Below are 20,645 nucleotides of genomic sequence, written 5' to 3' on the forward strand. Positions count from 1 at the left end.
TTTTCAGCGCTTGGCCAGCATCAGGAAGTGCCAGTTGCAGCGTGCCATTTCGCGACAGGGGTGTTTCATCCTGAGACAGCGGCCCGCTGCGCGGCAGGCCCGCGCAGCGGGCGGAAACAGCCACTGTGTCACCCCCGTCTCACACCGTCTCAATGTGCAACAGCGCAAACCTGCAATCGCAACCTTTGAGCAGGACAAAAGCCAACCGCTTCAACGGCTTGCGACCATCAAGCCAGCTTGGCACGTCCATTGCGCGATGCCCGTCACATCCAATCACAAGAGGCACAGCCCAATGCTTTCCGAACTGCCCATCCTGCCCGCCACCCGCGCCTTCCTCGAGCGCAAGCTGAAGATGCGTATCGGCGCCGACTGGCAGGACGCCACCAGCGGCCGTACCCTGTCGTTCCGCAACCCGGCCACGGGTGACGTGCTGGGTGATGTGCCCAGCGCCGACGCCGAAGATGTCGACCGCGCCGTGCGTGCCGCGCGCCAGGCCTTCGATGACTCGCCGTGGAGCCGCCTGCGTCCGCGGGAGCGGCAGAACCTGTTGTGGCGCCTGGCCGAGCTGATGGAGCGCGACGCCCGTCAACTGGCCGAACTGGAATGCCTGAACAACGGCAAGAGCGCCGCGGTGGCCCAGGTCATGGATGTACAACTGGCCATCGACTTTCTGCGTTACATGGCCGGCTGGGCCACCAAGATCGAGGGTAGCACCGTCGAACCTTCGATGCCGTTGCTGCCCAACGCGCAGTTCCACGGGTTTGTTCGACGCGAAGCGGTGGGCGTGGTCGGTGCCATTGTCGCCTGGAACTTCCCGCTGCTGCTGGCCTGCTGGAAGCTCGGACCGGCCCTGGCCAGTGGCTGCACGGTGGTGCTCAAGCCCGCCGACGAAACACCACTGAGCGCGCTCAAGCTGGCGGAACTGGTGGAGGAAGCCGGCTACCCGGCCGGGGTGTTCAACGTGGTCACCGGCACCGGCCTGAACGCCGGTGCCGCGCTCAGCCGCCACCCTGGCGTGGACAAGCTGACCTTCACCGGCTCCACCGAGGTTGGCAAGCTGATCGGCAAGGCCGCCATGGACAACATGACCCGCGTCACCCTCGAGCTTGGCGGCAAGTCGCCGACCATCGTCATGCCCGATGCCAACCTGCAGGAGGCGGCCGCCGGCGCGGCCACGGCGATCTTCTTCAACCAGGGCCAGGTATGCTGCGCAGGCTCCCGGTTGTATGTACACCGCAAGCACTTCGACAACGTGGTGGCCGACATCGCCGGCATCGCCAATGGCATGAAACTCGGCAGCGGCCTGGACCCGACCGTGCAGATGGGGCCATTGATCTCGGCCAAGCAGCAGGACCGCGTCACCGGCTACATCGAGCTTGGCCGCGAACTGGGCGCGACCATCGCTTGCGGCGGCGAAGGCTTCGGGCCGGGCTACTTCGTCAAGCCGACGGTGATCGTCGATGTCGACCAGCACCATCGCCTGGTCCAGGAAGAAATCTTCGGGCCCGTGCTGGTAGCCATGCCGTTCGATGACCTCGACGAGGTGATCGGCATGGCCAACGACAACCCTTATGGGCTTGGGGCGAGCATCTGGTCCAACGACCTGGCTGCCGTGCACCGGATGATCCCGCGGATCAAGTCGGGGTCGGTCTGGGTCAACTGCCACAGCGCCCTCGACCCGGCCTTGCCGTTTGGTGGCTACAAGATGTCCGGCGTCGGCCGCGAGATGGGGGCGGCTGCCATCGAGCACTATACCGAGCTCAAGTCGGTACTGATCAAGCTCTGATCTCAGCCTGTTCCGGCCTCTTCGCTGGGTTTGCCTACGAGGAGGCCGGCAAGGACACCAAAAACAACAATAAAAACCATGGAGCAAACCCATGAGGCACACCCTCGCCTGCACATTGGCCCTGCTGTTCGCCGCCCCCGTCAGCCAGGCTTACGAGCTGTACAACCACGATGGCAGTATTCTCAACGCCGACCTCGAAGCGCTGTTCGGCAGTTTCCACAGCGACGAAAGCTTCAACCTGGCCGGCAACCGCCAGCCCGGCAGCAGCGCCTGGCAGGAAGGCTACGTCAAGTACGGGCTCAGCGGCAGCCAGGTCCTGGCCGATAGCGGTACCCTCTACGGCGCCTTCAACCTGCTCAGCTCCGCCACCTGGGGTGACGGCGATGCTGCCGGCCTGACGCTGGGTGGTGAGCGCCGCACCGCCATCGAAGACCTGTACCTGGGCTGGCGTTCCGCCAACCTGTTCCCGACCCTGGGCGAGGACGGCGTGGATATTTCCGGCGGCCGCCAGGTGGTGACCCTCGGCGACGGTTTCCTGATCCAGGGTGACCCGGTGAACCTGGGCAAGGTCGACCTGGGTGCCAACTTCGACCGCGGCGGCGCCTACTACCTTGCCGCGCGCAAGGCCTTCGACCGCAGCGCGGTCCTGCGCCTGGGCGGCCGACAGGGTTGGCGCGGCGACCTGATGTGGCTGAAGTCCGACAACCACTACCAGGCCGATACCTCACTGGCGGTGGCCAACCTGGAGCATGTCGCCGATGCGGGTAGCGTCGGCCTGAGCTGGATCCACGGCCTCGACGTCGACCAGCGCTACGCGCAGCTCATGGGCCTGGAACATCGCGATGGCATGGACACGGCCAGCCTGCGCGGGCGCGGCAACCTGGGCGTCAAGGATCTGGAGCTGGCCGCCGAATACGTGACCCAGGACCAGACCGGCGGGCGCGAGCACGCCTGGTACCTGGAGGGCAACTGGACCTTTTCCGAACTGCCCTGGACACCCACCGCGACCTACCGCTACAGCCGCTTTTCCGAGGGCTTCGACCCACTGTTCTACGGCCTGAGCCGTGGCTACGGCACCTGGTTCCAGGGAGAAGTGGCGGCCAACTATGCCGGGCCATTCAACAACAACACTCAGGTACATCACCTGGCGCTGAAGGGCAAGCCACGGGACAACCTGACCCTGGGCGTGCTGTACTTCGACTTCACTACGCTGGACAGCGACCTGGGCAACCAGGGTGGACGGGAGCTGGACCTGTATGTGGAATGGATGGTCAACGAGCACCTGCTGATCAGCCCCCTGGTGGGCTTCTACCAGCCTGAGCGCAGTGCGGCCAATGGCGGCACCCAACTGGGAGGGCGGGATACCGGGACCTACCTGCAGCTGATCGTCGGGACGTTCTTCTGACGTGCGATCCGGGGCTGCGCTGCAGCCCCGGCGATCTCAAGCCAAGCCCTGTTCCGCCAACCAGCGGCGCACCCCCATCTGCTGCTCCCCCGGCAGGTTTGACAGCACGGCCTCAACCGGTCGACCGCTATACAGCGCGCGCACTACCGGCGCCAGCTCCACCCCCTGCACATGCCACACCCCCAACGGCTGGTCCGCCGTCACCACCACCTCGGCCTCGTCCACCAGCCCATCACGCAACACCGGCCGTCGCTCCACCCGCACCGCCTGCCCGTCCGCCGCCAGATGCAGCGGTTGCCTGTCCGGCCAGGCCTGACGCCGTGCCCAGAACGGCTGCTCGGCCCGGCTCTGCTCCTGCCCATGGAAGTCCCGGCCAATGCGGGCGAAGCGCAAGAACAGCTGTTCGACCCGCTGCTGGTGAAATTGCCGTGCCAATGCAGCCCGCCCGGGCCTGCGCAGCAAGGTATTGATCACCACCGGCGCCTGCAACGCCGAAGACAGCGACTGGAATATGCCGTTGCCCGACAACGGGTCAACGGCCATCGCGGCATCGCCTACCCGAATCCAGTCCGGCCCGACACATTCGCCCGCCAGAATCGCAGTACTACTGCGCGCATGCACCTGCGCCGGCACCAGCGCCCGGGCATCGAACAGCTCGGCCACCAGCGCGCTGCGGGCTCGCCGCGCAGCGCAGTACGCTGCCAAACCGGCCTTGCCCGGCAGGCCGGCGGCGTCCAGGGTGACCTGCCAGTAGCAGCGGCCATCTTCCAGCCGCGCCATCCATGCCCAGCCATCCTCCAGGCTTTCCACCGCCGATGCGGGGGTGCCTGGGGCACCCTGCCAGGTATTGAGCAGGCTGACCGTCTCCGGCCCACGCAGGCGGTCAGCCGCCAACGGGGCCTGGCGGCCGCGGGCTTCGACCAGGAAATCGGCCAGCAGTAGCTGGCCATCGTCCAGACGCACCTGGTGACCTCCGTCGTGCCGGAGTTCGCCCACCCGCCCCTCGACCACGCCCACCCCGGCGCGTTGCAGATCGTCGCGCAGCGCCCGGTCAAACTGTTGCCGGTCGAGCAGGAACTCCTGGTTCAGCTGTAGTTGCTGGCCGCCCCAGTGCACCCGGCGGGTGGCCGGCATCGCCGCCTGGCTCAGGGCACCGCCAAGGCCAGCATGACGCAAGGCGTCCAGCACCCGCTGCGAAACCCCTTCGACTGCGGCAAAGCGGCGCCAATCGGACACCACCGTGACCGCGTAGCCCAGGCGCCGCAAGCCAATCGCCGTGGCCGCACCGGCCGGGCCCGCGCCCAGCACCACGATGCACGGTTCAGGCATGCTTGGCCCCCCGTCGCTCGGGGCCGACAAACGCCGCGTGCTGGCGCAGCCAGTCGTGCACCTGCTCGGGGTGCATGCCGGGCTGCTCACGCAGCAATGCGGCAATCCTGCCGCTCAGGGCCGCGCAGCCCAGGCTCGCACCTGCCTTGGCGCCCACCCCGGCATGGCCTCCGAAGTCGGCCTGCCGCGAGCCCAGCCATGACCATTGGCCTGGGGCGCAGCGCGCATCGCCGGTGACCCGGATCACTCCCGGGTAGCTGGCCGGGTACACCGGCCCGCCTTGTGCCGGGCTGGACGCACACAACAGCACACCCGCAGCCATGGCTTCGGCGCAAGCCTGGTGCAATACAGGCCGGTCCTGCTGCAGGCCAAGGCTGAGGTTGACCAGCGTGGCTCCCGCCTCCACCAGCCACAGCAAGGCAGCCGCCACCTGCAATGCGCTGGTGCTGGCCTGGCCGGCGAACACCTGGGCTACCAGCAGCGGCACCGGCCCGGCCTCGCGCTGCAATGCCTCCACTACCGCGCTGCCGTGGCCGAGCTGGTCGGGCAGCGGTTCACCTTCACGCAACTGGCCGTCCTCCAGCCAGAAGCGCCGTCCTCCCAGCACGCCGCGGCCCTGCATCGGTGAGCGGCCGCTGTCAATGACGCCAACGCGCAGGTCAGTGCCCATGCCTGATGACCTCGTGGGGCAACACCCGCAGTTGGCCGGCATGCAGCTGCAGGTGCAGGTCGGCATCGGCCAGGGTCGAGGCGCGGTGGCTGATCAGGATGCGGGTACGGCCGGCGAACAACTGGTCGATGGCGGCGATCACTTCGCGCTCGGTAGCTTCGTCCACTGCCGAAGTGGCCTCGTCCAGCACCAGGATCGCCGGCGCCTGCAGCACCGCGCGGGCGATCGCGATGCGTTGTTTCTGGCCGCCGGACAATTGTTGGCCGCGCTCACCGAGCAGGCCGTCCAGGCCCAGTGGCAGGCTTTCTACCAGGCTGTCCAGCCGGGCCAGCCGCACGACCCGCTCAAGCTCGGCGCGGCTGGCCTGCGGCATGCCATAGGCCAAGTTCTGCGCCAGGGTGCCGCGGAACAGCACGATGTCCTGGCTGACCACCGCGATGCGCCGGCGCAATGCAACCAGGTCCAGTTCGCGCAGGTCGATGCCGTCCAGCAGGATGCGCCCGGCGTGCGGGTCGTAGAAGCGCTGCAGCAGATCGATCAGGGTCGACTTGCCCACCCCCGAGGCACCGCTGATGGCGACTTTCAGGCCACCTGGCACACACAGCTGCACGTTGTCCAGCACCGCGCCCTGGCGCCCTTCATGGGCAAAACTCAGCGCCTCCAGACGCAGTTCGCCCGGCCCATCGGGCATCGGCTGCGGGTTGGCCGGCGAGCGCACAGCCACCGCTTCCTGCTTCAGTTCCATTACCCGCCCAAGGCTCACGGCCATGCGCTGCACTGCCACGTACAGGCCCAGCAGGCTCTGCACCGGCCCGACCGCCATGCCCATGTAAGTGGAAAAGGCGATCAGCGCCCCCAGCTGCCAGGTGCCCTGGATCACCCACCAGCCGCCGACCAGGAATGCGCAGGCGCGGCACCAGGAGGTCAGTGTGCCGGGGATGGCCTGGGTGAAGAACTCGGTCACCTGAACCTTGAGCAGCTGGCGCATGTAGCCCTGGCCCAGTTGGTCCAGGCGCCCGGCCTCGCGACTTTGCTGGCCAGCCGCCTGGATGAACTTCATCGCTGGCAGCGTTTCCACCAGAAATGACGACACATCCGCCGAACGCTCGCGCAGGTGGCGCACCTCACGCTCCACCTTGCGTCGCATCCAGCGCAGCCACAGCACCTCGATCGGCACCAGCAGCGCCAGCAACAGTGATAGCTGCCAGGACAGCACCAGCATCAGTACCACCGCGCCTGCCAGGCCGATCACCGCCGATACCGCCGAGAACAGCGAGTCCACGGCGAAACGCTGGATTTCCGCCACATCGCCATCCAGCCGCGACAGGATGTCACCGGTCCGTCGCCGGCCATAGAACGTCGGCGACAGTTGCTGCAAGTGTCGGTAAAGATCATCGCGCAGGGCAAACAGGATGCGCCCTGACAGGCGCGTATGCAGGTAGCGGTTGATCCCGGCCAGCACGGTGCCCAGCAGGCCGGCGGCGATCATGATCGCCGCCATGTGCCAGAGGGTCTGGTAATCCTTGGCCAGCAGCCCCTCGTCAATCAGCGTCTTGACCAGCCAGGGTTGCGCCAGGGCCAGCAGCGAGGCGCCCAGCGACAAGCCCAGCAACAGGCCAATGGCGCGCCGATGCGGGCGCACGAAACCATACAGCCAGGCCAGCGCCTGACGCATGAGGAGCGGGTCGCTGGACTCCACCAGCCGGGCGAACAGGCCGCCCATGTCAGCTGCGCAACTGTTTGAGCTTGCGGTATAGCGTTGCCCGGCTGATGCCAAGCGCCTCGGCGGCGGCCGACACGTTGCCCTGGTGGCGCGCCAGGGCGCCGCGGATCAGCTCCAGTTCGTTGTCCTTGAGGCTGCCGGAGGGGGGCGTGCCGCTGGCCAGTTCATCCAGCAGGCAATCGGTGAGATGCTCCAGGCTCAGCACCTGCTCGCCGTCCTCGCGCATGGCCAGCGCGGTGCGTACGACCATCTCCAGCTGGCGGATGTTGCCCGGCCAGTCGAACCCTTCGAGCAACGCTGTCAACGCCGGGTCAAGCGTGATGCCACGCGCACCTGACTTGTCCAGCAGCCCCTGGATGATCGCAGCCAGGTCATCCCGCTCGCGCAATGCCGGCAGGCGCAGCGACACGCCGTTGACCCGGTAGTACAGGTCTTCGCGGAAATGCTGTTCCTGTACCAGGCGCTTGAGGTCGCGGTGCGTGGCGCAGATCAGCGCCACATCGATCTCCTGCTCGTCCCCTGCCCCCAGCGGCGCCACCCGGCGTTCCTGCAATACGCGCAGCAAGCGCGCCTGCAGGGCCAGCGGCATGTCGCCGATCTCGTCGAGGAACAGCGTGCCGCCATGCGCCTGCATCAACCGCCCGACCATGCCGCCCCGGCGCGAACCGGTAAACGCTCCCTCACGGTAGCCAAACAGTTCGGACTCGATCAGCCCTTCGGGAATGGCCGCGCAGTTGACCGCCACGAACGGCTTGCCGGCGCGCGGGCTGGCCTGGTGCAGGGCCCGGGCGACTACTTCCTTGCCAGTGCCGGTCTCGCCCAGCAACAGCACCGGCAGGCCGTTGCCCAAACCCTGGCGGGCCATGCGCAGGTTGCGCGCCAGGCGCGCGTCACCACCGGCCAGGGCCTCGAGTGCCGGCGACTGCTGGCCAGCTGCCGGCTTGCTGGCCGGCGTGCCGGCGTTGACCCGGCCATGGCGCGGCAGCTGCAGGGCGCGAAAGTAGAACTCGCCCTTGGCCGTTTGCACGCTGCTCACCCCACCCTGCCACAAGCGCGCAATGAAGGCTGGCGAACGCTCGCCCAGCAAGTCGCTGCTGCGCCGCCCGATCAGCTCATGGCGCGGCACCTGCAGCAGCTGGCAGGCACTGTCGTTGGCGGCCAGTACCTCGCCGTCCAGGCTCAGAGCCAGCAAGCCATGCCAGGCGCTGTTGAGGTACTGCGGGCGACTGTGGAAGGCCAGCACCAGCTGCTCGGGGTGGCACAGGCCGAACAGCCGGCTTTCGATGTTGCCGGCCGCCAGCATCAGCGTGGTCAGGCTGTCCTGCGGCTGCGCCATTACCCCCTCGCGGGTGATGTCCAGCACACCGATCACGTCGCCACGCGGGTCGCGCAGCGGCACGGAGGTGCAGGAGAAAGGGCTGAGGCGGTCCAGGTAGTGTTCGCCGCAATTGATCAGCGTCGGCCGGCCTTCGACCACCGCCGTACCGATGGCATTGGTGCCACGCAGCGACTCGCTCCAGCAACTGCCCGGATGCAGGTCGCGCAGGCCCTCGCGGCTAAGCACATGGGTCTGGCCTTCGATGGCCAGTACGTTGGCCTGGGCATCACCGAGGATGACGATACCGGCCTTGCCCTGGCGCTCGACCAGGTAGTCCAGTTCGGGGGTGACAGCGTCGACCAGCAGGCGGTTGCGCTCCAGCAGCATGCGCAGGTCATGGCCTTGTTCCAGGCCCAGGCCGACCTGCTCGCCCTGCCGGCAATCCAGGCCATGGCTCAGGCTGCGGCGCCAGGAAGCGTCGATTTCGTCGCGCAGCATGCCCAGCGGCAGCTCGCCTTCGCTGGCCAGTTTGAGGCGGGCCTGACGGGATTCATGCAGCGGGTCGTGGGCGTTTGTTATGGGAAATTGTCGCGCCATTTGTTGCTCCAGCTGTGCCGTGGATCGGGCAACGGGCTTGGTTTTTTCTCCGCAGTGTGCGGGAGATTTTCATGGGCGTCGAGGTGCATGCCTCATGAGGTGTGGCGCCTGTGAGATCGAGCGCCGCCCGCGCGGCGCATCGCGGATAAATCCGCTCCCACATTTGTTGCAACCTGGCCATGCCTGTGAAGCCATGGTTGTCAGCCGGTTTGTATGGCTCAAGACCTGCACCAAGGCAGGCGTTTCAGGGTGTGTCTCCCGGGCCAGCGTGGGTACGGGCGCCACCGGCGCTTTCACTGAACGGCTGCTCGGCGACAAACTGCCAGTCGCTGTAGTGTTCCAGGCCCTCGAAACCGGAGAACTGCGTCTCGAAGCCACTGCGCTTGAACGGAGGGGCGTCCGAGCGGCTGTGTATCCCGGTGATACGGCCGTCGAGCCCGCGCAGCAAGCCCCACTCCTGGCTGTTGGTGATCGGGTCGGGGTACAACCGACGGATGTGCCGCCTGGCCTGCGGGAAGCGGTTGTCCTGCAGCAGGTCGGCCAGCGCCTGTGGGTACTGGGCCAACCCCGGCGAGGCGCGGTAGTAGCTGCGCAGGGCCTGGGCGTACTGGCCGCCTACCCACAGCAACTGGCGTTCACGATCGCGCTGGGCAGCACTGGCCCACAGCGTGCCGGTGGCGGCCAGGGCCACGCTGCTGACGGCAATCAGCAGCAGCACGCCGAGGTAGGTGAAGCCGCGGTTGGCCTCACCATTCCGCGAACAGGCTGCCATCGCGGGCCCTCCCTGGAGCACCGCTCTTGACATCCGCCACCCCGCCGGCCACGCCTTCGGGTGGTGGCACCAACTGCCAGGCATCACTGCGCTCGGTGATCGGGTCGACCGGGGTATTGCGCAAATAGCGTTGTTCCACCAGTTGCTCCAGCGAGTCCGGGTAGTGGCCGGTGTCGCCGTAGTAATGGTCCAGCGCTTCACGCAGCACCGCCAGGCTCTGGCGCAAGGTGGCTTCGCGCGCGCTTTCCAGGCTGTTGAAGTAGCGCGGCATGGCGATGGTCATCAACGTGGCGATGATCGCCAGCACCACCAGCAGCTCGATCAAGGTGAAGCCTGTGCGGCGTTTCATGGCTGTCACCATTGCCGGTACGGAATGCCGTCGAGGCCCTTGCCACGGGCTCTGGAGTAGACGTCGAACACATCTTCACCTTCGCGCGGGTTGTCGGGGCTGCTGTCGTAGGCGCGCAGGCCCCAGCCGCCAGCGTCGTCATGCCTGGCGGGCACCAGCGGGTCGTGCGGGATGCGCCGCAGGAAGTAAAACTTGGCACCCTTGGCACTGCGCACATCGCGTACCCCCTCGACCAGAATCTGCAGATTCGGCGGGTAGCCGCTGGCATCCAGGCGCTTCTCGATGTAACCGGCATCGAACGCCCGCTTGTAGGCATCGATGGCATCGCGAATCTGGTACAGCGCCTCACGCAGCTGCTGCTCCTTGCCGCGCCGCACCACGGTTTCGGTCAGTGGTGCGGCGATGCTGGCGAGCAGCCCGAGCAATGCCAGGGTCAGCACCACTTCGATCAGGCTGAAGCCGCGCATGCAGCGCTGCAGGGTCATGGCTGCGTTCTCCCTTTCACCGGGGCGACGGCCATCTGGCTGTCTACCACCGGTGCATCGGTGTTGGGTGCATTGCCCGGCACGTCCGCCGGCGGCAACGGCGTCATCTGGCGCACCTGCATGGCCGACTCGGTGCCGGTGGCGAACTCCATGTCCGAGGGGCTCTGGTACGGCAGGTTGCGCACGATGCGCGGGGTGATCGCCAGCACCAGCTCCGACTTGCTCATGTCGTCCTTGTTGCTGCCGAACAGCCGGCCCAGGCCGGGGATGTCACCCAGCCCGGGGATCTTGTTGCCGCTGGCGTTGTGGTCGTTACGCACCAGGCCTGCCAGCACCTGGGTTTCGCCATCGTGCAGGCGCAGGCTGGTCTGCGCGTTGCGGGTGTCGACCTGGACCGGGATGGTGCCCTGGCGTGTCGGCTCCAGCGGCGTGGCGTTGCTCACTTCCAGGGCCACCTTGATCGCCACTTCGTTGTTCAGGTGCACGGTCGGCTGCACTTCAAGCTTCAGGCCGACATCCAGGTAGGTGACGCTTTCGGTAATCACCGGGCCCTGGGTGGAGGGCACCGAGGTGGCGCTGATGATCGGGACCCGCTGGCCGATGTGGATGCGCGCTTGCTCGCGGTTGCTGACACGGATTACCGGGCTGGCCAGGGTATTGATGTCCTTGTCCTGGGCGTTGATCTTGGCCTGTGGTGCCGGGGAGATGCTGATGCGGCTGGAATCGATGCCCTTGAGCTGGTCGAGCACGCTGACCGGCTGGCCATCGGAGCTGAGCACACCGAAGGTGTTCGGCCACTGCAGGCCGAGGTCGAGGATGCGCGAGGTGGCCACTTCCATCACCTCCACCTCCAACACCACCTCGGGGTTGGACTGGTCCTGCGATTGCAGCAGCTTCTCGGCCATGCGCACGGCATCGGGGGTGTCGCGCATGGTCAGGGTATTGAGGCGTTCGTCGACGAACACGTCGCGGGTCTTGAGCATGGTCTTGACCATGTTCAATGCAGTGTTGGCATCGATACTGGTCAGGTAGAACGTGCGCATGACCAGTTCCTGGTAGTCCTTGGCCTTCTGTGGCGAGTCGGGGTAGATCATCAGGGTGTTTTCATTGACGATCTTCTGGCGCAGCTGGTTCTGCTCGAGCAACAGTGCCACGGCGTCCTCGATGCGCAGGTCGCGGACGAAGATGGTCGCCTTCATGTCCGGGCGCAGGTCCTTGTCGAAGATGAAGTTGATGCCGGCGACCTGGGACAGCACCTCGAAGATGCTCTTCAGGTTGGCATCGCGAAACTCCAGGGTCACTGGCCGCTCCAGCTTGCTGCGCAGTTGCGGGTAAGGCTGCGCGGTACGCGCCTGGACATTCTCGATGTCGCTGCGCAGGGCCATGCCTTTCTGGTTCTGCGGGTCCAGGCGCAGCACTTCGCGCATGTAGCGCTCGGCGCCGAACAGGTCACCTTGGCGTAGCGCCGCCTGGCCCAGCGCCACGCGCTCGTCGAGTGTGCGGAGCAGCTCCAGCTGGCGGATGCCTTCCTGCGCGCGGCGGTTGTTCGGCTCCAGGGTCAGCACCCGGCTATAGCCCATGCGCGCACCGGCGAAGTCATGACGAACGCGATCGGCATCGGCCTGGCTCAGCAGCGCCTCCACCGCAGCCTGGCGGCTGTGCGCCAGGGCGATGTTCAGCTCGGTGTCGCGCGGGTCTTCGAGCAGGGCCTGTTCCAGCTGCGCGATGCCCGCCTCGTACTGGCCCTCCCTCATCAGCTGGTCGCTGTCCTCGCGTAGCGCATTGGAAGCGCAGCCGGCAATGGCCACGCACAGCGCCACTAACAGGAACGGGGCCGGCTTGCACAGCGTTGATGACTTCATGGAGCACTCCCTACAGACAAGGTCTGCGGCTGATGCAAGGGCAGGTAGACCAGGCTCAGCTCACTGGCCGAGACGCGGTCGAGGCGGTAGGTGTCATCGATGACGTCGCCCTGGCGCACGACGTAGAGCTTTTCGCCGCTCTGCAGGAAAATCTGCAGGTCGTCACGGTCGCCGATGCGGCCGATGAACTGGAATGGCAAGGCCGGGGCGGTGGGCGTCTGAGGTACGACCGGGGCAGCAGTCTCGGGATGTTCGGTGATGCTGGCCAGGGCTTCGGGCTTGCTCCACTGCTGGATGGGGAACAGGTCTCTGGCTGCCGCCTCCGGCCCTTTGGCGGCGGCAGCTGCTGCCCCAGGTCCGGCGCTTCCTGCCGGCTGGGTGGCAGCGAACTTGCCGACTGACGCCACGTTCCCGTCCTCCTGGCCGAACCAATGGCCCGGCGCCCAGGCCAACGCCACGCTCACGCCGAGAAAGCCGCCCCAGATGACTGCACGCTGTGTGTTCATCACGACCTCGACAGGTAAAGGGTCATATGCAGGCGGGCGTCGAGCTCGCTGTCGCCGATGCGTTTGCGTTGCAGCTCCAGGTCTTCCAGCACCAAGGTCGGCAGTTGCTTGAGCAGGCCACCGACGAAACCGCGAATCTGCAGGTAGCTGCCATGCACAGGCAGCACGATCTGGTAGCGTGCCAGCTGGGTCTTGGGATCGATGCCCAGGGCGTATTCACCGTGGGCCAGGCTGATGTGCTCGGCGCTGGCCAGGTGGTACAAGCGTTCGATCAGCGCGCTGGCCTGGGGCTGCCCCGGCAGTTGCTGGCGCAGGCTGTCGAGAGCCTGTTGCTCGGGCTGGGTGGCAATCTTCAGCTCGCCGCGTCTGACCCGCTGCAGTTGCAGCCTGGCATCCGCTTCGTTGCCACGCAGTTCGCGAATGGCCTGCCATTGCGGCAATACCCCGGCACACAGTCCGCCCAGCGCCAGCAATGCCACGATGGCGGCTGCCACCCCGACCGCGCCGAGACGACGCAGACGCTCCTGCAGGATCAGCCTGTTCAGCGGTTCATGGGCGCGCATGGCCGGTCTCCCAGGTGGCAGTGAGGGTGAAACGCACTGGTTGCTCGGGCTGGCTGGCCAGCACCTCGTGGTTGAGCAGCGATACGTCGCTGAGCTCGGCACTGGCCTCCAGGCGCTGGTGGTATTGCAGCATTGCTTCGAGGTTGCGCGCCTCGGCGGCGATGCGCAGCTGGCCCTTGCGCGCGTCAGGTGCCAGCCTGAGCAACGCCACGTCGTCCTGCGGCTGCGCCTCCAGCATGGCGAACAGTTGCTGCCACGGCCGTTGCAGCTGCTGCGAGACGCTTTGCATCTGCGCCAGGCGCTCGGCCTGCTCACGGCTGGCTGCGCTGCTCAGCGGCGCGGCACTGGCCGGGCGGCGGCCCAGTTGCAGTTCCAGGTTATGCAGGCTGGCCTGCCGTTCGACCTGCTCGGCCTGCAGGCGCTGTTGCAGCAGCAACAGGCCGGCGACCAAGGCGCAGCCCAGCGCAAGCAGCGACCAGGCCAGCGGGCCACTGCGCCGGGGCTGGAATTCCAGGTCGAGGCGGCGCATCTCAGGCCACCGCCCGCCACATGGCACACAACGGGTCGGCATCGCTGGCCGGTGGGCACAGCTGCAGCGCCGCCACCCGCGGCACATCAAGCCGGGCCGGGGCATACAGGTAGACCGCTGGCAGGGGCCCGCCATACAGCTCGCAGGTGCGCTCGATCAGCGCCTGCAGGGCCTGGTCGCTGTCGGCACAACCTTGCGCCAGCACTTGCTTCCAGGCTCCCCCGGCGGCCAGCAGCAGCACACTGCGCTGTGGCTCGGCCAGCACGAACAGGAAGTCGCCCTGCGCCAGCTGCTCCGTGCAGCGGTTGTAGGCGGCCATCAGGTACGGCTGCACCGAGCGCAGGCTCAGGTGGTGGTCGCGGCCGAGCGCCTGCAGCCGCAACAACAGGGCTTCGGGCAGCGCCGTGGCAATACGGGCGGCACCGGCAGGCTCCGGCGACAGCACGATGCGCCAGTCGTCCAGGGCCTGCCCGTAGAGCGCTTCGAAGCAGGCCCGGGCATAGGCGTGCAGTTCGCGCGGGTGGCCGATGACATCGCTCCACGGCACCAGGCAGAAGCGGCTGTAGCGGGCCGACAGCAACACCCGCAACTGGGCGCCGCCTGCGCCACGCTCGGTCAGCATGGCGGCCAGTGCGTCGACGGCGGCCACCCAGGGCGATTGGCCGGCAGCGCCGGTGAAGGCACGGCTGCCCAGCCACTGGTGACGGTTGGCCTGCCAGCAACCCAGGCCGACCCCCTCGGCACCTAGCACCGCAGTGTATCGACACGAGCCATGATCAGATGAACGTGACACGGTTGATCTCCTCGAGGGTGGTACGGCCATCGCGGACCAGGTCCAGGGCCGAGGCGCGCAGCAGGCGCAGGCCGCGCTGGCAGGCGAGCGCCTTGATCTGCGACAGTGGACGGCGCTCGACGATCATCTGCCGCAGGTCATCGTCCAGATGCAGCAGTTCGGCGATCGCGCTACGGCCGCGGTAGCCACTGCCACGGCACTGGCCGCAGCCCTGGGCGCGGATGAACGCCCAGCCAGCCACGCTCGCGCGGCACAGGCCTGCGCCGTGCAAGGTGTCGTCATCCACCTCACGCGGCGTGGCGCAATGCGGGCAGGCCAGGCGAATCAGGCGCTGGGCCAGTACCGCATTGAGCGCGGAAACGAAGCTGTAGGGGTCGACCTGCATCTGGCTGAAGCGGCCGATCACGTCAAACACATTGTTGGCGTGGATGGTGGTGAACACCAGGTGGCCGGTGAGCGCCGACTGTACGGCGATCTGCGCGGTATCCGGGTCACGGATCTCACCGACCAGGATCTTGTCCGGGTCGTGACGCAGGATCGAGCGCAGGCCGCGGGCGAACGTCAGCCCTTTCTTCTCGTTGACCGGGATCTGCAGCACGCCGGGGAGCTGGTACTCGACCGGGTCCTCGATGGTGATGATCTTGTCCATGCCGTGGTTGATCTCGCTGATCATGGCGTACAGCGTGGTGGTCTTGCCGCTGCCGGTGGGGCCGGTGACCAGGATCATGCCGTAAGGTTCTGCGGCCAGCCGGCGCAGGGCGCGCAGGGTGTCCTCGGCAAAGCCCAGGGCGTGCAGCTGCACGCCATTGACCCGGTCGGACAAGTCCTGCTTGTCGAGCACCCGCAGCACCGCGTCTTCGCCGAAGATGCTGGGCATGATCGACACGCGGAAGTCGATCTGCCGGTCGCCCACGGCTACCTTGAAACGGCCGTCCTGGGGCACCCGCCGTTCGCCGATGTCCAGCTCGGCCATGACTTTGATGCGCGAGATCACCTGGTCGGCGAAAGCGCTGCCACTGGCCTTGCCGGCAGCGTTGAGCACGCCGTCGATACGGTACTTGATGGTCAGCCCCTGGCCGGTCATGCCCAGGTGGATGTCGCTGGCGTGCAGCTTGAGGGCGTCATACAGGGTGGCGTTGACCAGCTTGACCACACGGCTCTGGTCTTCGCTGATGCTGGCCAGCGACAGGCGTTGCAGCGGCCCACTGTCATTGCAGGCCTCGGCGTCGTGGCCCAGGGCGTCGACGGCGTGGAAGCTTTCTTCCTGGCGGGCGAGGAAGGTGGCCAGGTCGGCGGCATGTGCCAGGTACAGGGGCGCGCCCTGCAGCACATCGTCGATCCAGGCCAGCCGGGCATGGTCGAAGGGGTCGGCGAACACGCCCAGCAGTTGGCCGCCCTGCTCGATCAACACGAATTCGCGCTTCAGGCACATCGCCAGGCTGACCTTGTCGAACCGTGGGGTGCTGGCCAGCAAGGTGTGGCTGTCCAGCACCGGGTAATGCAGGGTCAGGCCCAGGCGCTGGGTGAACGTGTCAGGCGTGTCGCAGGCCAGTTGTTCCAGGCGGGTGAGCAGGCGTTCGTCGCTGCTTTGCAGGCGGGCCTGAGCCAGGAGGTCGCGCGGGTAGGCTGAGCAGAGTGGCCGCGAAGTGACCGGTGCAGGCAGTAGCGCGTCCCGTGATGCATCGAATGCTTCTGGCATGGCCTGCGACTCCGCTCAGGGGCGCGTCGCAGACTGGCTCGGCCAAGGGTGCGGGCGCCACTATTCCCCGGTGAGCAGTTGGTCGTCGTCCGGCCCTGGGGCCTTGGTGCCGTTACGGCGGCGGTCGGCCAGTACCCAGCTGCCATCGTACAACTGCAGGGGGAACGACTCGTTGCTGTTCTGGCGTCGCTCGACGAACCCTTCAGCCGGTTTGTCCGTGGCCCTGCGCTGGCGCTCGATACCCAACAGGTCGAAAATCGCACGGGCCAGTTCCGCCAGCGGGAACGGCTTGAACAGGACATGACTCACACCCAGTCCGGCGGCTCGCTCACATACCTCGACGGTAGGGTGGGCGGTAATCAGCACGAAGTGGCATTGCCTGTTCCTGCGTACGGCTTCCAGTACCTGAAAACCCTCCATGTCGGGCAAGCGGTAATCCAGCACGATGACCTGGGGGGCCAGCTTCGCAGCCAGCTCGATACCACCGGCACCATCGTGGGCAACATGGACGTCCAGGCCTTGCGCCTGCAGATACGCCTGCAGGTTTTGCGCAAGAGTCCGTTCGTCATCGACTACCAATACGCTGTTCACCAAGGTCGACTCCCAAGAACTGCCCGGTTAGCGGTCTGCGAAGTGCGCCCTCGTACAGGCTAGAGCAGGCTTCGTGCCAGGCGTTGAAGGTCATGCTGTATTGCTTCAAGCCCTTGATACCGATCGGCTTTTTTCTGAAACCGGCACTGCGGCAGGCAGCCGCACCGGCCCGTTTCCCCATATCCGGGGAAACTGCCGGTACAGGGCAAATTGGTTAATCCCCAGTATTGGGGCAATGCCATGCCTGACCTCAGTCGGCGATTTCCACTGTAGCGGATGCCCGCAAGCGTTGGCGCACGGCCTGGCGCGCACGCGCCTGGCGTTGGCCGATGAGCGTGGCCCTGGCCAGGGCCAGGCCGTGTTCGCGTATGACCGAAGTATTATCACTTTGGTTCTGCGCTCCTTGCAGTTTTTCCCGGTTGGCCTCGTAGAACGCCTGTACTTCGTCCGCTCCGGGTGCGTCGATCGCAGTGAACAGGTCATACACCTGCTGCGCGGCCAGTTCGTACCGCGCGTAATCATTGTAATGTGACCGGTCGACGCCCGCCTCCGCCAGCCGCCGCTCGAAAACCGCCACACTGCCGGCCGCGGCCTCTATCTCGGCAACATGCGCCGACACTTGTTGCTCGCTGACGGTGATGCCAAGGCGCATTGCCTCCTGCCACAGCAGTTCCTTGTCGATCAGCTCGTCCAGGGCCTGGTCGCGCCAGCGCTTGTACAGGGTCGGGTTGCCGATGCTGGTCACCGCGCGGCCCCGAGCCTGCAGGTATACGCTGAAATAGCACTCCAGGCGCAGCAACCCGATCGCCACGCCATTGACCCGCGCCGCCGGCACATCGGCCCAGCTGGCCTTGGCCAGCACCTGCAACAGGCACAACAACAGCGTACGCATGGCAACCTCCGTTCAAGGGTTGTCCGGCAGCGCCGGTACGGGGTGAACGCGGTGAACCGGGGCGCAGGCAGGGCCACCGCCGTCGCTGCCGAGCGCCGGCACCGCCGGCTGCGGCGCCGGCAGCTGAGGCGCATGGCCCTGATGGGCGAACGCCACCGAGGCGAGGATCCACAGGCAAGCGCCCAGCACCAGCCAGTCGACACCGCGCATGCCCACGCGGCGGGAGGTTGCCTGGCTCATGGTTGCACCTCGTGGCGGTCGGCAATGGCCGTGCTTTTGACGTGTACCCGGCGGGCGCTGAGGCGGTTGAGTTCGTCGATCAGCACCGCCGGGTCGGTAACGCCGTAGTAACGCTTCCAGTGCCCGCTGCGCCCGTCACCCACCAGGATCAGTGGCGGGTGCCGGCTGAGGTCGGCGCTAAAGCTGCCCAGGCCTTTGAGCGTTTCGCCGATGGCATACGGTGTGCCGGTCAGCCAGCTCCAGCCAGGGCCCTTCTGGAAGGCCCTGGCATAACGTTGCAAGCGCCTGGCGTCGTCGCGTTGCGGGTCGACGCTGATCGACACCAACTGAATCTCCTGCCCTACCCGGCCACCCAGTTGCTCCTGGACCTTGCCCATGACCGCGGACACCACCGGGCACACCGTGGTGCAGCGGGTGTAGATGAAGCCCATGACCACCAGATGCTCGCCGACCAGGTCTTGTTCCAGGCGCACCGGCATGCCGTCCTGGTTCAGCAGCGACACATCGGCAAAGCGTACGCTGGCCTTTTCCTCGCTGGCAGGCCGTGGCTGCGCGGCATGGCCGCCAGGTTCACTGTCGCCATGTGCCAGCGCCAGGCTGCTGGCCAGCGCCAGGGCCAGGGCCAATGTTCTGCAAGCGTGCCTGGTAGTCATCGCGGATTCCTCGCACCTGTCTGGGAAACCTTGGACGCTGCGGCCGGCGTGACGCGCAGGCTGGTGTAGTTTTCTTCGGCCGGCGCTTCGGCCACCTCGGTGCTGAAACAGTGGATGATCGGGGGCTGCTTGAGCAGGAAGGCCACGTCGAACTTGCCGGCGGCGGGCATCTTCACCGTCGAGCCTTACACACCCGGGGCCAACTCGCGCAGGCTGCGGTCGACGATGAGCGCGGCGCGGGCCTGGTGGCCACGGTTGTTGTAGCCGGACATCGGCGCATTCATGCCCTCGGTATAGAAGTAGGTGGTGTTGTCCACCGGGTTGACCACGAACACCGAGTTGCCATCGCGCGACACCACCATGCCCTGGGCCAGCGGCAACTCGCCGGCCTGGCGTGGCGCCGCCGGGCCGGCCTCGAAACCCTGGATGATCGGTGTACGCCCTTCGCCCAGGCTGGCCAGGTTGATCATGCTTACTGTCGGTGCAGCCAGGCTGCGCACGTAGGCGTAGTTCTGGGTAAAGATCAGCTGGTACGGTTGTGCGGCCACCGGAATATGGTGGATCAGCTTGTCGGTACTGGCATCGATGACCAGCGCCTGGTTGCCCTGGCTATCGAGCACCATGCCGTAGCGCCCATCGTGGCTGAAGCGCATCAGACCCAGGCCCTTTCCGGCCTGGACGGTGTGGCGCAGTTGCTGGCTGCGAGCATCGAGCACCCGCACGCTGCCCTCTTCGCCATCGACCACGTACACCGCCTGGGACAGCGCCGAATAGCTGACCGACAGCGGTTGCGGCCCCACCTTGAGGGTCTTGGCCAGGCGCATCTGCGGGATGTCGATGATGCTCAGCGTGCCACTGGCGCGGTTGCTGACGTAGGCAAAGTGCGAGTCGGCGCTGAAGGCGATTTCATGGTGCCCGCTGCCGGTGTTGAAGGTTTTCAGGGTGTTGCGCCCTGGCACATCGATCACCGTGACACCGCCCTTGGCCGGGTCGCTGCTGTCGTTACCCACCCACAGCCGGTGCTGGTCCGGCTGCAGGGCCACGCGCAGCGGCTGGTCGCCGGCGTCCAGGTCGGCCACGCGGGAGAAGGTTTCGGTGTCGATCACCGAGACCTTGCCACGCTCGGGGATGGACACGAACACCTGCTTCTCGTCCCCGGTGGCCGCCCAATCCATGGGCCGTCCGGGCAGCTCGATGCGGGCCAGGGTACTGGTCACGCCGCCCACCGACACCGTCGGGTCGATTACTGTCAGGCTGGCGTCCTGGTTCAGCATCAACAGGAAGTAGCTGTTCAGGTCGAGCAATGGCCTTGCGCCAATGCTGCTTTTGAGAAACAGCGCAACCCGGGCCTTGCAGCTGTGCTCACGGTTGCCCTGCGGGCCCGCCTGCGTCGGGTCGATCCACGCGCCCGGGGCCATGCCCGACAAGGGTTGGCCACTGGCCTGGTCGCTGACCTTGAAGCGGATGCTGGCGATGCTGCCCTCCTGTAACTCCCTCCCGGCCAGCGGCCTGGCCTCGAACTCCACGGTTACGCCGTCGCGGCTCAACCGGTGCAGGGCTTGCGGGTCGGCAGGTGCCTGCAACAGCTCGCGCGGGTCGCACCAGAGGCTTTCATAAGCCACTCCCAACGCAATCAGTGCGCCTCCAAGTGCCATCCCCAGGTAAGCAGGGCGTGGGTTCGTGTTCATGCTCCTGCTCCTTCTCGATCTGCGCCCCATCAGCGCGTTGCTGCCTTCGGCCCGGCAACATGAAGCAGTTGTACAGTGGCCACACATGGCCATCGAACTGGCAGACCATGGCGCGGCTGCCACCGCCAGGCATCGGCACAGGCTTGCGCAGCGGCTGGCCAGGCCCGGCGTGGAGGGGCCTTGCAGGTGGGTGGG

At 66.7% G+C, this 20,645-nt stretch carries 18 protein-coding genes and 2 pseudogenes; 2 read left to right on the forward strand and 18 right to left on the reverse strand.

The genetic code is table 11. From position 1 onward, the window contains the following. Positions 1-292: 292 nt before the first annotated feature. Positions 293-1,786 (forward strand): aldehyde dehydrogenase family protein, encoded by a 1,494-nt coding sequence (locus tag ACVWZT_RS22285; protein WP_457471459.1) that lies wholly within the window; start codon positions 293-295, stop codon positions 1,784-1,786. A gap of 91 nt (positions 1,787-1,877) precedes the next feature. Then, positions 1,878-3,191, forward strand: a complete 1,314-nt coding sequence (locus tag ACVWZT_RS22290; protein ID WP_457471460.1) for a hypothetical protein — start codon at positions 1,878-1,880, stop codon at positions 3,189-3,191. 36 nt (positions 3,192-3,227) lie between these two features. On the opposite strand, the gene qhpG is transcribed toward ACVWZT_RS22290, so the two are convergent. The 18 genes and pseudogenes from qhpG to ACVWZT_RS22380 all read right to left on the reverse strand — a co-directional run. Further along, positions 3,228-4,520: a flavin-dependent monooxygenase QhpG gene (gene qhpG / locus ACVWZT_RS22295; RefSeq protein ID WP_457471461.1), complete on the reverse strand. Its 1,293-nt coding sequence runs from the start codon at positions 4,518-4,520 to the stop codon at positions 3,228-3,230. After that, positions 4,513-5,190: a subtilisin-like serine protease QhpE gene (gene qhpE / locus ACVWZT_RS22300; RefSeq protein ID WP_457471462.1), complete on the reverse strand. Its 678-nt coding sequence runs from the start codon at positions 5,188-5,190 to the stop codon at positions 4,513-4,515. Before qhpE ends, qhpG begins: the two co-directional genes overlap by 8 nt. Then, positions 5,180-6,913 carry an ABC transporter ATP-binding protein gene (locus tag ACVWZT_RS22305; RefSeq protein WP_296229779.1) on the reverse strand — a complete coding sequence of 578 codons (1,734 nt, stop codon included), beginning with the start codon at positions 6,911-6,913 and terminating at the stop codon, positions 5,180-5,182. Before ACVWZT_RS22305 ends, qhpE begins: the two co-directional genes overlap by 11 nt. Position 6,914: 1 nt before the next feature. Next, entirely contained in the window at positions 6,915-8,828 is a 1,914-nt protein-coding gene (locus tag ACVWZT_RS22310) for a sigma-54-dependent Fis family transcriptional regulator (protein ID WP_457471464.1), read from the reverse strand. 244 nt (positions 8,829-9,072) lie between these two features. Next, positions 9,073-9,600 (reverse strand): type II secretion system protein, encoded by a 528-nt coding sequence (locus ACVWZT_RS22315; RefSeq protein ID WP_457471466.1) that lies wholly within the window; start codon positions 9,598-9,600, stop codon positions 9,073-9,075. Further along, positions 9,575-9,949, reverse strand: coding sequence for a type II secretion system protein (locus ACVWZT_RS22320; protein ID WP_296229782.1), 375 nt, complete (start codon positions 9,947-9,949; stop codon positions 9,575-9,577). Before ACVWZT_RS22320 ends, ACVWZT_RS22315 begins: the two co-directional genes overlap by 26 nt. Positions 9,950-9,954: 5 nt before the next feature. Next, positions 9,955-10,434, reverse strand: a complete 480-nt coding sequence (locus tag ACVWZT_RS22325) for a type II secretion system protein (RefSeq protein ID WP_296229783.1) — start codon at positions 10,432-10,434, stop codon at positions 9,955-9,957. Further along, on the reverse strand, positions 10,431-12,296 hold the full coding sequence (locus tag ACVWZT_RS22330) for a secretin N-terminal domain-containing protein (protein WP_457471468.1): 1,866 nt from the start codon (positions 12,294-12,296) through the stop codon (positions 10,431-10,433). Before ACVWZT_RS22330 ends, ACVWZT_RS22325 begins: the two co-directional genes overlap by 4 nt. Next, entirely contained in the window at positions 12,293-12,802 is a 510-nt protein-coding gene (locus ACVWZT_RS22335; protein ID WP_457471470.1) for a hypothetical protein, read from the reverse strand. Before ACVWZT_RS22335 ends, ACVWZT_RS22330 begins: the two co-directional genes overlap by 4 nt. Then, entirely contained in the window at positions 12,802-13,365 is a 564-nt protein-coding gene (locus ACVWZT_RS22340; RefSeq protein WP_457471471.1) for a pilus assembly protein PilO, read from the reverse strand. The genes ACVWZT_RS22335 and ACVWZT_RS22340 overlap by 1 nt, the downstream gene beginning before the upstream one ends. After that, a complete protein-coding gene (locus ACVWZT_RS22345; RefSeq protein WP_457471473.1) occupies positions 13,352-13,894 on the reverse strand; it encodes a pilus assembly protein in 543 nt (180 codons plus the stop codon). The genes ACVWZT_RS22340 and ACVWZT_RS22345 overlap by 14 nt, the downstream gene beginning before the upstream one ends. A gap of 1 nt (position 13,895) precedes the next feature. Continuing rightward, entirely contained in the window at positions 13,896-14,717 is an 822-nt protein-coding gene (locus tag ACVWZT_RS22350; protein WP_457471474.1) for a hypothetical protein, read from the reverse strand. Then, entirely contained in the window at positions 14,671-16,386 is a 1,716-nt protein-coding gene (locus ACVWZT_RS22355) for a GspE/PulE family protein (protein WP_457471476.1), read from the reverse strand. The genes ACVWZT_RS22350 and ACVWZT_RS22355 overlap by 47 nt, the downstream gene beginning before the upstream one ends. A 60-nt stretch (positions 16,387-16,446) precedes the next feature. Then, a complete protein-coding gene (locus ACVWZT_RS22360; protein WP_457471477.1) occupies positions 16,447-16,980 on the reverse strand; it encodes a response regulator in 534 nt (177 codons plus the stop codon). Positions 16,981-17,227: 247 nt separating this feature from the next. Further along, complete coding sequence (locus ACVWZT_RS22365) at positions 17,228-17,869, reverse strand: SurA N-terminal domain-containing protein (protein ID WP_457471479.1); 642 nt, start codon at positions 17,867-17,869, stop codon at positions 17,228-17,230. A gap of 75 nt (positions 17,870-17,944) precedes the next feature. Beyond that, positions 17,945-18,109 (reverse strand): annotated as a pseudogene (locus ACVWZT_RS22370) (SCO family protein); the annotation flags it as partial. Then, positions 18,106-18,762: an SCO family protein gene (locus ACVWZT_RS22375; protein WP_457471481.1), complete on the reverse strand. Its 657-nt coding sequence runs from the start codon at positions 18,760-18,762 to the stop codon at positions 18,106-18,108. The pseudogene ACVWZT_RS22370 and the gene ACVWZT_RS22375, both read right to left, overlap by 4 nt. A 79-nt stretch (positions 18,763-18,841) precedes the next feature. Next, positions 18,842-20,450: pseudogene (locus ACVWZT_RS22380) on the reverse strand (YncE family protein); the annotation flags it as partial. Positions 20,451-20,645: the final 195 nt, after the last annotated feature.

Source organism: Pseudomonas sp. TE21394, assembly GCF_054057835.1.

Coding starts and splice junctions, on each gene's coding strand:
- ACVWZT_RS22285 (WP_457471459.1), top strand. CDS start 293: ATGCTTTCCGAACTGCCCATCCTGCCCGCCACCCGCGCCTTCCTCGAG.
- ACVWZT_RS22290 (WP_457471460.1), top strand. CDS start 1,878: ATGAGGCACACCCTCGCCTGCACATTGGCCCTGCTGTTCGCCGCCCCC.
- qhpG (WP_457471461.1), bottom strand. CDS start 4,520: ATGCCTGAACCGTGCATCGTGGTGCTGGGCGCGGGCCCGGCCGGTGCG.
- qhpE (WP_457471462.1), bottom strand. CDS start 5,190: ATGGGCACTGACCTGCGCGTTGGCGTCATTGACAGCGGCCGCTCACCG.
- ACVWZT_RS22305 (WP_296229779.1), bottom strand. CDS start 6,913: ATGGGCGGCCTGTTCGCCCGGCTGGTGGAGTCCAGCGACCCGCTCCTC.
- ACVWZT_RS22310 (WP_457471464.1), bottom strand. CDS start 8,828: ATGGCGCGACAATTTCCCATAACAAACGCCCACGACCCGCTGCATGAA.
- ACVWZT_RS22315 (WP_457471466.1), bottom strand. CDS start 9,600: ATGGCAGCCTGTTCGCGGAATGGTGAGGCCAACCGCGGCTTCACCTAC.
- ACVWZT_RS22320 (WP_296229782.1), bottom strand. CDS start 9,949: ATGAAACGCCGCACAGGCTTCACCTTGATCGAGCTGCTGGTGGTGCTG.
- ACVWZT_RS22325 (WP_296229783.1), bottom strand. CDS start 10,434: ATGACCCTGCAGCGCTGCATGCGCGGCTTCAGCCTGATCGAAGTGGTG.
- ACVWZT_RS22330 (WP_457471468.1), bottom strand. CDS start 12,296: ATGAAGTCATCAACGCTGTGCAAGCCGGCCCCGTTCCTGTTAGTGGCG.
- ACVWZT_RS22335 (WP_457471470.1), bottom strand. CDS start 12,802: ATGAACACACAGCGTGCAGTCATCTGGGGCGGCTTTCTCGGCGTGAGC.
- ACVWZT_RS22340 (WP_457471471.1), bottom strand. CDS start 13,365: ATGCGCGCCCATGAACCGCTGAACAGGCTGATCCTGCAGGAGCGTCTG.
- ACVWZT_RS22345 (WP_457471473.1), bottom strand. CDS start 13,894: ATGCGCCGCCTCGACCTGGAATTCCAGCCCCGGCGCAGTGGCCCGCTG.
- ACVWZT_RS22350 (WP_457471474.1), bottom strand. CDS start 14,717: ATGGCCGTACCACCCTCGAGGAGATCAACCGTGTCACGTTCATCTGAT.
- ACVWZT_RS22355 (WP_457471476.1), bottom strand. CDS start 16,386: ATGCCAGAAGCATTCGATGCATCACGGGACGCGCTACTGCCTGCACCG.
- ACVWZT_RS22365 (WP_457471479.1), bottom strand. CDS start 17,869: ATGCGTACGCTGTTGTTGTGCCTGTTGCAGGTGCTGGCCAAGGCCAGC.
- ACVWZT_RS22375 (WP_457471481.1), bottom strand. CDS start 18,762: ATGACTACCAGGCACGCTTGCAGAACATTGGCCCTGGCCCTGGCGCTG.